Consider the following 12,498-nt stretch of genomic DNA (forward strand, 5'->3'; position numbering starts at 1 on the left):
TGCTCCAGGTCGATGGGCTGCCGCTCGGCAGGGCGCTCGGCCGCCACTACCTGCGCGAGGAGCTCGACGCGGGCGACGCCGACGGCTCGGTGATCATCGTGCTGGCCACCGACGCGCCGCTCTCCGACCGCAACCTGGCCCGCCTGGCCCGCCGCGGCCTGGCCGGCCTGGCCCGCACCGGCGCCGCGATGAGCGACGGCTCCGGCGACTACGCCCTGGCCTTCAGCGTGGCCGAGGGCGTCAGACGCCGCCAGCGGCGCGAGCCCCCCGTCGCCCAGGTCGCCGACCTGGCGAACGCAGCGATGTCGCCGCTGTTCCTGGCGGCGATCGAGGCGGCCGAGGAGGCGATCTACAACGCGCTCTGCGCCGCGACGACGACGGCGGGCTTCCAGGGCCGCGCCGTCGAGGCGCTGCCGCTGGAGCAGATCGCCGCGCTGGCGTCGTCGTCGCCGCCCCGCCGCTGAGGGCGGGCCGCGCATCCTCAGGAATGCCGCGCGCATCGCCGGCACAACCGCCGCGCAGCCGCGTTTATCTTTTTGGAGAAGGTTCGTTGCAGCTTGACCGTCTACCGCCGAGCGGCCCTCACCCCCCTGCCCCCTCTCCCGTGGCCTTCGGCCACAGGAGAGGGGGGGCCAGACCATCCGCTTGCCTTCCGGCTCCCCGGCCTTCGGCCACAGGAGAGGGGGGGGGCAGACCATCCGCTTGCCTTCCGGCTCCCCCCTCGCCTGTTCGCGCAGCGAACGGGAGAGGGGGGCTGGGGGGGTGAGGGCCATGACGGGACTATGGACTCCCCCTCTCCCGCCGCAGCGGGAGAGGGGGATGGGGGGTGAGGGCCTTCATGATCGACTGGCTGATCGCCGAGCGCAACGGGCTCCCCCCGCCGGGGCACATCCTCGCCCCGCCGGAGCTGGAGCGCTACGCCGGGCTGCGCGCGGAGAAGCGCCGGGGCGACTGGCTGCTCGGCCGCTGGGCGGCCAAGCGGCTGCTGCGCAGGCACATGGCCGGGCGCGGGCTGGATCTGCCCCTGGAGGCGATCATGGTGCTGAGCGACCCCGACGGCGCGCCGAGGGTCGCGCCCTGGGGCATGGCGCTGGCCCTGCCCCACGTCGCCGCAGAGCTGGAGACCCTCGCGATCAGCATTAGCCACAGCGAGGGGCGGGCGCTCTGTGCCATGCTGACGAGCACTCAATCTGCAATCTACAATCTGCAATCTGCAATCGCAGTGGGCGCCGACATCGAGCAGATCCGGCCGCGGGGTGCGGCCTTCGCTGAGGCCTACGACACCGACTGCGAGCTGGCCCTGCTCGCGGCGGCCCCGCCCGCGCTCTACGACACGCTCGCCACGGCGATCTGGAGCGCCAAGGAGGCCGCGCTCAAGCTGACGCGGCACGGGCTGCGCGTCGATACGCGGGCCGTCACATGTCTGCCCGCGCCGCCCGTCGCCGGCGGCTGGGCCTCGGTCGCCATCCACACGGAGCTGACGGGCGCGCCCCTCGCCGGGCGCTGGCGGGAGCAGGACGGCTGTGTGATCACTATCGTCTATGAGGAAGGAACCTGATGCAGGAGCATATTGACAGGCTGCGCGCCATGAAGGCCGCGGCCGCAGGCTCGGACAAAGATGTCGAGGCGCAGCACAAGCGCGGCCGGCTGACCGCCCAGGAGCGGATCGACCTGCTCTTCGACCAGGGCAGCTTCAACCAGATCGACACCCTGGTGACGCCGCGCTACGAGAGCTACATGGGCGGCAAGGGATCGCGGCTCGGCGACGGCGTGATCACCGGGTTCGGGCTCGTCCAGGGCCGCCAGGTCTTCGCCGCCGCCCAGGACGCCACCGTGATGGGCGGCTCGCTCGGCGAGATGCACGCCAACAAGATCGTCAAGGCCATGCGCATGGCCCTCAGCTACGGCTGCCCCTTCGTGGCCCTCAACGACTCGGGCGGGGCGCGCATCCAGGAGGGCGTGGACAGCCTCGGCGGCTACGCCCGCATCTTCGACGCCAACTGCGAGTCCTCCGGCGTCATCCCGCAGCTCTCGGTCATCCTCGGCCCCTGCGCCGGCGGGGCCGTCTACTCGCCCGGCCTCACCGACTTCATCTTCATGACCGAGAACAGCTACATGTTCATCACCGGCCCCGATGTGGTGCGCTCGGTGATGCAGGAGAGCGTCAGCCAAGAGGAGCTTGGCGGCGGGCGGGTCCACGCGACCGAGAGCGGCGTGGCCCACTTCCTCTCCGCCGACGACCGCGAGTGCCTGCTGCGGGTGCGCGAGCTGCTCGGCTACCTGCCCTCCAACAACCAGAGCGACCCGCCCTACATCCCCCCGCGCGACGACCCGGAGCGGCGCTGCCCCGAGCTGGAGCAGCTGGTGCCGGTGGATCCGCACAAGCCCTACGATGTGCGCCAGGTGATCGGCAGCGTGGTTGACGACGGGCGCTTCCTGGAGATCCACGAGCTCTGGGCGCAGAACATGGTGGTCGGATTCGCCCGCCTCGACGGCTACGTGGTGGGGATCGTGGCCAACCAGCCCATGGTGCTGGCCGGCACGATCGACATCAAGGCCAGCATCAAGGCCACCCACTTCATCCGCATCTGCGACGCCTACAACATCCCGGTGATCACGCTCCAGGATGTGCCGGGCTTCCTGCCGGGCACCAGCCAGGAGTACGGCGGGATCATCCGCAACGGCGCGCGCCTGATCTACGCCTACTCGGAGGCCACCGTCCCCAAGCTGATGCTCATCCTGCGCAAGAGCTACGGCGGGGCCTACTGCGTGATGAGCAGCAAGGGCCTGCGCGGCGACCTGCTCTACGCATGGCCGAACGCCGAGCTGGCCGTCATGGGCGCGGCCGGCGCGGTCAACATCCTCTTCCGCAACGAGGTCAAGGCCGCCAAGGACCCGCAGTCCCGCGGCGCCGAGCTGGCCGCCGAGTACCAGCACAAGTTCAACAACCCCTACGTCGCCGCCGCCCGCGGCCTGATCGACGACGTGATCGAGCCGCGAGACAGCCGCCGCGTGCTCATCCGCGCTCTGCACGTCACCCTCGCCAAGCGCGACCGCCACGTGCCCAAGAAGCATGGCATCTCGCCGATGTAAATCGTGTAGGGCCGAAGCATTCGGGTTTGTCGCTTTGCAACAAACCCGAATGCCTCGGCCCTACGAGGAATTGGTATGTTCAAAAAAATATTAGTCGCCAACCGTGGCGAGATCGCCGTCCGCATCGTGCGGGCCTGCCGCGACATGGGCATCGCCGCCGTGGCCGTGTACGAGCCGGACGATATGGGCGCGCTGCACGTGCGCCTGGCCGATGAGGCCCACGCCCTGCCGGCCCAGGGCGACTACCGCAGCCCCGAGGCCATGCTCGCCGTGGCCCTGCGTGTCGGCGTGGACGCTGTCCACCCCGGCTATGGGATCATCTCCGAGCACCCCGGCTTTGTGCGGGCCTGTGAGGAGGCCGGGGTCGCCGTGATCGGGCCGGGGAGCGCGGTGCTGGAGCAGGTGCGGAACAAGATCGACACCCTGGAGCGGGTGCGCGCCGCCGGCATCCCCACCACCCGGCCCTCCTCGCGCTCCTTCGCCCCAGATGAGGGTGAGGCCATGCTGGCCGAGGCCACGCGGATCGGCTTCCCGCTGGTGGTCAAGGCCCACGCCGGCGGCCACGGCCGCGGCACCCACGTGGTCTACGACAGCGATACGCTTCTGGCGGTGGTCAAGCGATCCTCCGGCGCGGCCCAGGCCTTCTACGGCGACGCCCACATCTACCTGGAGGCCGCGATGCCGGCCTCGCGCTATATCGAGGTGCCGGTGCTGGGCGACTGCCACGGCACGATCGTCCACCTGGGCGAGCGCGACGGGTCCATCCAGCGCAACACCCGCAAGGTGATCGGCGAGTCTCCCGCGCCGGGGATCGACCAGGCCCAGCGCGAGGCGATCTGGCAGACGGCCATCCAGGTGGCCCGCCTCTTCGGCATCTGCGGGGCCGCCACGGTCGAGTTTGTGGTCGATAGCGCCGGCCAGCACCACTTCACCGAGATCAAGCCGCGCATCCAGGTCGAGCACCTGGCGACCGAGATGGTGACCCGCATCGACACGGTGCGCGAGCAGCTGCGCATCGCGGCGGGCGAGCCGCTCGGCTACAGCCAGGAGCAGGTGCGACTGAGCGGGGTGTCGATCTTCTGCCGGATCAACGCCGAGGACCCCTGGCACGGCTACATGCCCAGCCCCGGCCAGATCACCTGCTTCCGCATCCCCGGCGGGCCGAACGTGCGTGTGGACACCTACGCCTACTCCGGCTCCGAGGTTCCCGTCCACTACGACTCGCTCATGGCGAAGCTGGTGGTCTGGGGGACTAGCCGCGAGGAGTGCCTGCACCGGGTCCACCGCGCGCTGCAGGAGTTCCAGATCAACGGGGTGCAGACGAACCTGGGGCTGCTGCGCCTGATCGTCAACGACGAGGAGTTTGTCTCCGGCAGCTACACCACCGACTCGAGCCAGCGCCACCTGATCGACACGCCCCCCTCCGACGACAACCTGAGCGATATCGCGGCCGTGGCGGCGCTGGCCTTCCTCGCCCGCGCCCGCTCGGCCAGCCCCGCCACGCCGCCGGCCTTCACCAGCGGCTGGTACCGCGAGAGCCGCCGGATCCCGTAGGGGCGCTCTGGCGTCTATAGAAAGCCTGACCAATGCACAAGCTCCAGATAACCATCGACGGGGCCGAGTTCACCGTAGAGGTGGACGACCTGTCGGCCACGGACGGATTTGTCACCGCGAAGGTCAACGGCGTCCCGCTGCGCGTGGCCGCCTCATCGCTGTCCACCCCCGAGTCCATCCAGTGGGCGGTGGTGGACACGCGCGCCTACGAGCTCCAGATCGACCACGAGCTACGCTGGATCCAGTCGTGGCGGGGACGCCACCAGATCGATGTGCGCGACCTCGACGTGCGGGTCGCCCGCCCGGTCAGCACCGACGCCCGGATCAAGACGCCCATCCCCGGCATCGTCGTCCGCGTGCTGGTCGAGGTCGGCCAGGAGGTCGAGGCCGGCCAGCCCGTGCTGGTGCTGGAGGCGATGAAGATGGAGAACGAGATCCGCGCGGCGCGGGCCGGGCGGGTCGCCAGCCTGAGCGTCAGAGCCGGCCAGAGCGTGCGGCTGCACGATCTGCTGGCCGAGATCGCGTAGCTGATACACCGTCCTGGGGCTCCGCCCCATGCGCGTCACGTTAAGCCTCCGGCTCCCCGGAATCTCTTGTTGTTTTGGCCAACATGGCCAGCTTTGCTGGCCATGTTGGCCAAAACAACGCCGGTTTTAGGGCGGCAGCCCTAAACGTGATGCGCATGGGGCTCTGCCCCAGACCCTGCTTTTGTTGGAATTTTGGCGGCTTCGCCGCCAAAATTCCAACAAAAAATCTTTAGGGGTGGCGGAGCCACCCCAACCCCTACGCCGTCGCCACATCGAGCTCGGGCGCGCGCGGGGCGAGGTCGGCCGCCTCAATCAGCACGATCGCCCGCTGGCCGGCGCGCGGCGAGAGCGGCTGGTCGGTGGCGCCGATCTGGAGCGCGCCGCCCTCGCCCACCAGCAGCAGCGGCGTGGCCCGCCGGCCCTCGGGCGTCTGGAACCCGCCCCCGGCGCGGGCGGCCAGGGTGGACACGCGGATCTCGCCGCCGCGGGCGAGCTGCTGCGTCAGGGCGGTGTGGGTCAGCTCGGGCCAGAAGAGCAGCCGGCCCTGCAGGTGGTTCGGGATCGTCACCTTGCCGGGCTGGGCCTCGCCGCGCGGCTGGAGCTGGAACACCTGCTTGCGACCGAAGATCGGCGCGAAGTGCGTGGCCGCCAGGGTGTTCACCTCATCGTTCTGGGTGAGCGCCAGCAGCCGGCCGATCCCGCCCAGGTTGAGCGACTCCATCAGCTCGTCGGAGAGGATGTTGCCCGCCTCGGCGCTCAGGCCGGCGCGCTCGGCGGCCGCCACATTGGCCGGGTTGCTGTCGATCAGCAGCACGCGCAGCCCAAGTCCCTTGAGCGCCGCGCCGAGGGCGCGGCCGAGCTGGTGCGCCCCGACGATCAGCACCCCCTGCGGGTCGGGCTGGGCCACGCCGAGCCGCCGGGCCACCGGCACCGCCGTGAGGCTGTAGACCAGCACCGTGCCCACGATCACCATGAAGGTGATCGGCGCGAGGCGCTCGGCCCCCGGCACGCCGGCCTCGGCCAGCCGCAGGGCGAAGATCGAGGCCACCGAGGCCGCCACGATCCCGCGCGGGGCCATCCAGCTGATGAAGGCCTGCTCGCCGAGCTTCAGGCCGAAGCCCATCGTCGAGAGGAAAACCGAGATCGGGCGGACGGCCAGGATCACGACCGCCAGGAAGGCCAGGCTCTCCCACCCCAGCCCGGTGATGTCCGCGAGCTGGAGCCGCGCCGTCAGCACGATGAACAGCCCGGCGATCAGCAGCACGGTCAGCGTCTCCTTGAACTCCACGATGTGGCGGATGGAGACCAGGCGCTGGTTGGCCAGGATGACGCCCATCAGCGTGACGGTGAGCAGGCCGGACTCGTGCTGGAGCGTGTTGGAGAGGGCGAAGGCTCCCGCCACCAGCATCAGCGTCACCGGGCTCTGCAGGTTGTCGGGGATCCAGTAGCGGCGCAGGCAGAGCACCAGCAGCCCGGCGGCCAGGGAGCCCACCGCCGCGCCGACCGCCAGCGTGGTCACGATCCCGGCGACCACCACCAGGGCCGCCGCCTCGGGGCCGCTGGACAGCACCGCCTCGAAGACGAGCACCGCCATGGTCGCGCCGATCGGGTCGATCACGATGCCCTCCCACTTGAGGATGGCGTTCACTGAGCCCGAGGGCCGCACGAAGCGCAGCAGCGGCCCGATCACGGTCGGCCCCGTCACCACCAGGATGGCCCCGAGCAGGGCGGCCAGCGAGAGCGAGAAGCCGAGGATGAGCATCGCGGCGGCCGTGCAGAGCGCCCAGGTGATCGTCGCGCCCAGGGTGACGAGGTTGCGCACCGCCCCGCCGACCGCGCGCAGCTCGCTGAACTGGAGGCTCAGCCCGCCCTCGAAGAGGATCACGCCGACCGCCAGCGAGACCACCGGGAAGAGCAGGTCGCCAAAGAGGTGCTCCGGGTCGAGCCAGCCGGTCACCGGGCCGGCCACGAAGCCGAAGAGCAGCAGCATCAGGATGGATGGCAGGCGCAGGCGCGAGGCCAGCCACTGGGCGCCGACCCCAAGGACCAGAATCCCGGCGACGCTGACAAGGGCGTGTTCGGACATAGAAGCTCCTCCACAAAGCGCAGATGTGCGCGGCGGGGCCGCGCACATCTGCGTCGAATAGCGTGCGGGGGCATACGCCGCCCCCATATCCTACGAGGTAGTCTATCATGGTCGCGCAGATTGTGCCGGGGGCGCAATTTAAGCTACTTTTAAGCTATGTTGCGCCCTTGTTAACACGCCGGCCGGCGCGATACGCTACACTGCGATCAGCATCAGCCGCACCCGCGTATCAGGACACAGAACTATATGTCGCAGCGCCAGTCCAGCCGCCCCTCGCCCCTGCTCCGCGCCGTCAAGAAGTACTCCGTCTCGGCCTTCGTGGTCTGCTCCTTCACCGCGTACGCCGTCCACGAGCGCATGCTCGGCGCCGATGCCGCGGCGCTGGCCGCGGCCAGCCAGGCGCCGTCGGTGGCCGTGGCCCGCGAGGTGCCGATGCCGCCCACGCTCACCCCGGCCCCGCGCCAGATCGCCGGCGCAGCCCCGGGGGTGACGCCCTCGCCCATGCAGATCGCCGCGCCCAGGCCCACCGCCGCCCCGGCGATGCTGCCGCCCGCGCCGCCCACCGCCGCCCCCGCCGTCGCCCTCGGCCCCTACAAGGACGGCGAGTACACCGGGCCGGTCGTGGACGCCTACTTCGGCAACGTGCAGGTCAAGGCCACCATCCAGAACGGCCAGCTCGCCGACGTCAGCTTCCTCGACTTCCCGAACCACCGGCGCACCTCGGTGCGGATCAACAACTACGCCATGCCCTACCTGACCAGCGAGGCCATCCAGGTGCAGAGCGCCCGCGTGAACGTCATCTCCGGGGCCACCCTGACCAGCGAGGCCTTCGCCGAGTCGCTCCAGGCCGCCCTGAGCCAGGCCCGATCTTGACCAGGAGGCAGGAGGCAGGAGGCAGGATAGCGCCTCCTGCCTCCTGCCTCCTGCCTCCTACTATGAAAACCACCTGCATCCTCATGGGCATGCCGATCACCGTCGAGGTGCTCGGCTCCGACGACGAGACGCTGGTCGAGTCGGTGTTTGCCTTCTTCCGCCAGGTGGACGAGCGGTTCAGCACCTACAAGGAGACGAGCGAGATCAGCGCGATCAACGCCGGGCGCCTGCGGCCTGAGGACGCCAGCCCGGAGATGCGCGCGATCTTCGCCATGGCCGAGCAGACCCGCCGGGAGACCGACGGCTACTTCAATATCTGGCGGGATGGCCGCTACGACCCGGCGGGGATCGTCAAGGGCTGGGCGATCGCCGCCGCCGCCGGGATCCTGCGCCGGGCCGGCTGCGCCCACTTCTATGTGGACGCCGGCGGCGATATCGAGGCGGCTGGACATAATGATGAGGGCGAGCCCTGGCGGGTCGGCATCCGCAACCCCTTCGACATCCGCCAGATCGTCAAGGTGCTGGCGATCAGCGGCTGCGGCGTGGCCACCTCCGGCACCTACATCCGCGGCCAGCACGTCTACGACCCGCACGCGCCGGGGCGGCCGATCAAGGAGATCGTCAGCCTCACCGTGGTCGGACCCAACATCTACGAGGCCGACCGCTTCGCCACGGCGGCATTCGCCATGGGCCGGCGCGGCATCCTGTTCATCGAGCGGCTCGCCGGCTTCGAGGGCTACATGATCGACGCCGGCGGCCAGGCCACGCTCACCACTGGGTTCGGGAGGTACGTCCTATCATGATCGCCCTCGTCGACCGCATGCTCAACCGGGTCACCATGTACCGGCTGGTCGTCTACTACCTGGCCTTCCTGATCGGCGTGGCCAGCATCCTCTCCTTCGGCGGCGTCCTGGCCTACGACCCCTACGCGCTCCTGTTCAGCACCGGCTTCCTGATCGCCGTCTGCTGGGCCAGCAACCGCCTGCTGGCCTGGGGCTTCTCGGTGGCCCCGGCCAGCGACTCGACCTACATCACCGCGCTCATCCTGGCCCTGATCATCACCCCGATCGAGGGCTACGGCGACCTGTGGTTCCTGGGGTGGGCCGGCGCCCTGGCGATGGCCGCGAAGTACCTGCTGGTGATCGACCGCAAGCACCTGTTCAACCCGGCGGCGGCGGCGGTGGCGATCACCTACCTGTCGGTGAACGAGTCGGCGAGCTGGTGGGTGGGCAACCCCATGCTGCTGCCCTTCGTGCTTGTCGGCGGCCTGCTGGTGGCCCGCAAGATCCGCCGCGGGGCTATGGTGGCCACCTTCCTCGTGTCCGTCTCGGCGGCCACCCTGCTGCTCAGCCTGCCCGCCGGCGAGGACCCGCTGACCACCCTCTGGCGCACGCTGCTCTACGCGCCGATCTTCTTCTTCGCCTTCGTCTTCGTGACCGAGCCGCTGACCACGCCGCCCACCCGCCGCTGGCAGCTGATCTACGGCGGGCTGGTGGGGCTGCTCTCGGCGCCGCAGGTACACATCGGCAGCTTCTACGTCACCCCCGAGCTGGCGATCATCGCCGGGAACCTGCTCTCCTACATCGTCAGCCCGAAGGCCCGGCTGGTGCTGCGGCTCAAGGAGAAGATCCAGCTCGCCCCCGATATCTACGACTTTGTCTTCCAGCCGGCCGGGCGGCTGGCCTTCGCCCCCGGCCAGTACATGGAGTGGACGCTCGGCCACCGCGAGCCGGACGACCGCGGCAACCGGCGCTACTTCACGCTGGCCTCATCGCCCAGCGAGGAGGAGCTGCGGATCGGGGTGAAGTTCTACCAGCACTCCAGCACGTATAAGCGGGCCATGCTCAGGATGCAGCCCGGCAGCGAGATCGTGGCCGGCCAGCTCGCCGGCGACTTCACCCTGCCCGCCGACCTCGCCCAGAAGTGCGTGCTGATCGCCGGCGGCGTCGGCATCACCCCCTTCCGCAGCATGGTCAAGCAGCTGCTCGACACCGGCCAGCGCCGGCCGATCACCCTGCTCTACAGCAACCGCTCTGTGCGCGACATCGTCTACCAGGATGTGTTCGACCGCGCCCGCGAGGAGCTGGGCATCAAGACGATCTACACCGTCACCGACACCCGCAAGCTGCCGGCCGGATGGAAGGGCCGGGTCGGCCGGATCACGCCGCAGATGATCCAGGCCGAGGTGCCCGACTTCCAGCGCTGTATCTTCTACCTCTCCGGCCCGCCGAGTATGGTAGACTCGTTCCAAGAGTCGCTGCGCCAGCTGGGGGTGCGCAGCGCCCAGGTGCGGACAGACTTCTTCTCGGGGCTGGCGTAACATTTTGTTAGCGCGAATAAGCGCTGGGTACACCTGGGAGCGTCGGTGGCCCCGCGAAGCTGGCATTGCCACACAATATATATATATTGGTGCTTGGGCACATATGCCGACAGTCCTGATCATCGACGACGACGAGCGGCTGACCGGGCCGATGCGCTTTCTGCTGGAGGCCCAGGGCTTCGCCGTGCTCGTGGCCGGGGATGGGGCCGCCGGGCTGCGCGCCGTCATCGACGAGCGCCCCGACGTGGTGCTGCTCGACATCATGCTGCCCGCCATGGACGGCTGGCAGGTCTGCCAGGAGATCCGCAGGTTCTCGCAGGTGCCGATCATTATGCTCAGCGCCCTGGGCATGGAGCTGGACCGCATCCGCGGCCTAGAGCTGGGCGCGGACGACTACCTGACCAAGCCCTTCGCCTCGCAGGAGCTGATCGCCCACATCCGCTCCATCCTGCGCCGCGTGCAGTGGGACACGGCCCGCGCCCCCGACAGCCGGCTGGTGATCGGGCGCGTCCGGCTGGATCTGGCGGCCCGCCGGGCCTACAAGGGCGATGTGGAGCTGGCCCTGCGCCACAAGGAGTACGAGCTGCTGTCCCTGCTGATGCAGCAGGCCGGCAGCGTGCTGACCCGCGAGCAGCTCTTCAGCCAGATCTGGGGCACCGACTGGATGGGCGACACCCGCACCCTCGACGTACACATCCGCTGGCTGCGCCAGAAGATCGAGGACGACCCCTCGGCCCCGCAGTACATCCAGACGGTGCGCAACGTCGGCTACCGCTTCGCCGGCGCCAGGGAGGCGACATGATCCATGGCCTCTTCCGCTCGCTGCGCGGCCAGCTCGCCGTCGCGATCATCTCCGTGCTCGCCCTGGGCCTCGGCCTGCTCCTGCTCATGGCCGGCACCCAGATGTCGCGCATGACCATGGAGTCCTTCACCCACGAGCAGCAGGTGACGGCCCTGCTGCTGGCCGGCAGCTTCTCCGAGACGCTGGAGCAGGCCCAGGTCGATCAGATCATGGCCCTCTGGGAGGCCCACCGCGACCAGTGGCGCCGCGAGCTGCCGGCCGACACCAACCTGAGCATCTTCGACACCGCGGGCCGGCTGCTGGCCAGCAGCGGCGGCGGCGGCGCGGCGCTCTCGCTCGGCCTGCCGGCCCTGCTGGCCGGCGACATCGTCAGCCACCGCGACGGCGAGCGGCTCACCACCGCCGTGCCGGTACACCACGAGGAGGGCGGGGTGATCGGGATCCTCCAGATCGACTCGTCGCTGGCCCCGGTGAGCGCGCAGCTCTGGGATCGCTGGCTGGCCCTGAGCGGGGTGACGGCGGCGACCCTGCTGCTGACCCTGGTGATCACGCTGTGGCTGGCCGCCCAGATCACCCGGCCGCTGGCCGAGCTGCGCGGGGTGGCCGAGCAGATGGCCGAGGGGCGCATGGACGCGCGGGTGGAGATCGACGACAGCGCGAGCGAGCTGGCCGCGCTGGGGGCGATGTTCAACCATATGGCCGGGCGGGTCGAGGCGAACATCCAGCAGCAGCGCGACTTTGTGGCCAACGCCTCGCACGAGCTGCGCGCGCCCCTGGCGGCGATGAAGCTGCGCGCCGAGATCCTGGCCACGCGCGGGGTGGACGCGGCGCAGACCAGACAGTACGCGACGGAGATCGACGAGGAGGTGGGCCAGCTGGCCGGGCTGGTGGGCGACCTGCTCCAGCTCTCGCGGGCCGAGAGCGGCGTCCCGTCGCCGCCGGAGCGCCCGATCCTCGTGGCCGACGAGCTGGCCGCCTGCGTGCGCTCGGCGCGCCCGCGGGCCGTCGCGCGCGGCCAGCAGATCGCTGTGGGGCTGGGCGCGGGCCTCGGCGAGGCCGCCATCGCCCCGAGCGACCTGGCGATCATGGTCGGCAACCTGCTCGACAACGCGATCAAGTACGGCCCCGAGGGCGGGGCCATCCGCCTCACCGCCGAGCGCCGCGCGGGCCAGCTGGAGATCGCCGTCGGCGACGACGGCCCCGGCATCCCCCCCGAGGATCTGCCCCGCGTGCAGGAGCGCTT

At 70.1% G+C, this 12,498-nt stretch carries 11 protein-coding genes; 10 read left to right on the forward strand and 1 reads right to left on the reverse strand.

Going from position 1 to position 12,498, the window contains the following annotated elements:
- The 5 genes from K2Z83_RS24740 to K2Z83_RS24760 all read left to right on the forward strand — a co-directional run.
- Window positions 1–464: P1 family peptidase (locus tag K2Z83_RS24740; protein ID WP_220597848.1), on the forward strand; the 464-nt coding region annotated here is incomplete at its 5' end.
- 374 nt (window positions 465–838) lie between these two features.
- Window positions 839–1,558 (forward strand): 4'-phosphopantetheinyl transferase superfamily protein, encoded by a 720-nt coding sequence (locus tag K2Z83_RS24745; protein WP_220597849.1) that lies wholly within the window; start codon window positions 839–841, stop codon window positions 1,556–1,558.
- Complete coding sequence (locus tag K2Z83_RS24750) at window positions 1,558–3,093, forward strand: acyl-CoA carboxylase subunit beta (protein WP_220597850.1); 1,536 nt, start codon at window positions 1,558–1,560, stop codon at window positions 3,091–3,093. The genes K2Z83_RS24745 and K2Z83_RS24750 overlap by 1 nt, the downstream gene beginning before the upstream one ends.
- 75 nt (window positions 3,094–3,168) lie before the next feature.
- A complete protein-coding gene (locus K2Z83_RS24755; RefSeq protein ID WP_220597851.1) occupies window positions 3,169–4,647 on the forward strand; it encodes an acetyl/propionyl/methylcrotonyl-CoA carboxylase subunit alpha in 1,479 nt (492 codons plus the stop codon).
- 32 nt (window positions 4,648–4,679) lie between these two features.
- Window positions 4,680–5,174 carry a biotin/lipoyl-containing protein gene (locus K2Z83_RS24760; RefSeq protein ID WP_220597852.1) on the forward strand — a complete coding sequence of 165 codons (495 nt, stop codon included), beginning with the start codon at window positions 4,680–4,682 and terminating at the stop codon, window positions 5,172–5,174.
- Between the two features lie 256 nt (window positions 5,175–5,430).
- Here the strand turns inward: K2Z83_RS24760 and K2Z83_RS24765 are convergent, their stop codons facing one another.
- Complete coding sequence (locus tag K2Z83_RS24765; RefSeq protein ID WP_220597853.1) at window positions 5,431–7,260, reverse strand: sodium:proton antiporter; 1,830 nt, start codon at window positions 7,258–7,260, stop codon at window positions 5,431–5,433.
- A gap of 246 nt (window positions 7,261–7,506) precedes the next feature.
- Between K2Z83_RS24765 and K2Z83_RS24770 the strand changes: the two genes are divergently transcribed.
- The 5 genes from K2Z83_RS24770 to K2Z83_RS24790 form a co-directional block, all read left to right on the forward strand.
- Complete coding sequence (locus tag K2Z83_RS24770; RefSeq protein ID WP_220597854.1) at window positions 7,507–8,133, forward strand: FMN-binding protein; 627 nt, start codon at window positions 7,507–7,509, stop codon at window positions 8,131–8,133.
- Window positions 8,134–8,195: 62 nt separating this feature from the next.
- The gene (locus K2Z83_RS24775) at window positions 8,196–8,936 is read left to right on the forward strand and encodes an FAD:protein FMN transferase (RefSeq protein WP_220597855.1); all 741 of its coding nucleotides are present in this window, start codon (window positions 8,196–8,198) and stop codon (window positions 8,934–8,936) included.
- Complete coding sequence (locus K2Z83_RS24780; protein ID WP_220597856.1) at window positions 8,933–10,453, forward strand: RnfABCDGE type electron transport complex subunit D; 1,521 nt, start codon at window positions 8,933–8,935, stop codon at window positions 10,451–10,453. The genes K2Z83_RS24775 and K2Z83_RS24780 overlap by 4 nt, the downstream gene beginning before the upstream one ends.
- Window positions 10,454–10,556: 103 nt before the next feature.
- Complete coding sequence (locus tag K2Z83_RS24785) at window positions 10,557–11,255, forward strand: response regulator transcription factor (protein ID WP_220597857.1); 699 nt, start codon at window positions 10,557–10,559, stop codon at window positions 11,253–11,255.
- On the forward strand, window positions 11,252–12,498 hold a 1,247-nt coding region (locus tag K2Z83_RS24790; protein ID WP_220597858.1), incomplete at its 3' end, for a cell wall metabolism sensor histidine kinase WalK. The genes K2Z83_RS24785 and K2Z83_RS24790, both read left to right, overlap by 4 nt.

Source organism: Oscillochloris sp. ZM17-4 (assembly GCF_019599295.1).
Lineage (GTDB): Bacteria > Chloroflexota > Chloroflexia > Chloroflexales > Chloroflexaceae > Oscillochloris.

Excerpts from the sequence above, each read along its gene's own strand:
- K2Z83_RS24760 (WP_220597852.1), top strand. The coding sequence starts at position 4,680 with ATGCACAAGCTCCAGATAACCATCGACGGGGCCGAGTTCACCGTAGAG.
- K2Z83_RS24770 (WP_220597854.1), top strand. The coding sequence starts at position 7,507 with ATGTCGCAGCGCCAGTCCAGCCGCCCCTCGCCCCTGCTCCGCGCCGTC.
- K2Z83_RS24775 (WP_220597855.1), top strand. The coding sequence starts at position 8,196 with ATGAAAACCACCTGCATCCTCATGGGCATGCCGATCACCGTCGAGGTG.
- K2Z83_RS24755 (WP_220597851.1), top strand. The coding sequence starts at position 3,169 with ATGTTCAAAAAAATATTAGTCGCCAACCGTGGCGAGATCGCCGTCCGC.
- K2Z83_RS24780 (WP_220597856.1), top strand. The coding sequence starts at position 8,933 with ATGATCGCCCTCGTCGACCGCATGCTCAACCGGGTCACCATGTACCGG.
- K2Z83_RS24745 (WP_220597849.1), top strand. The coding sequence starts at position 839 with ATGATCGACTGGCTGATCGCCGAGCGCAACGGGCTCCCCCCGCCGGGG.
- K2Z83_RS24750 (WP_220597850.1), top strand. The coding sequence starts at position 1,558 with ATGCAGGAGCATATTGACAGGCTGCGCGCCATGAAGGCCGCGGCCGCA.
- K2Z83_RS24765 (WP_220597853.1), bottom strand. The coding sequence starts at position 7,260 with ATGTCCGAACACGCCCTTGTCAGCGTCGCCGGGATTCTGGTCCTTGGG.
- K2Z83_RS24785 (WP_220597857.1), top strand. The coding sequence starts at position 10,557 with ATGCCGACAGTCCTGATCATCGACGACGACGAGCGGCTGACCGGGCCG.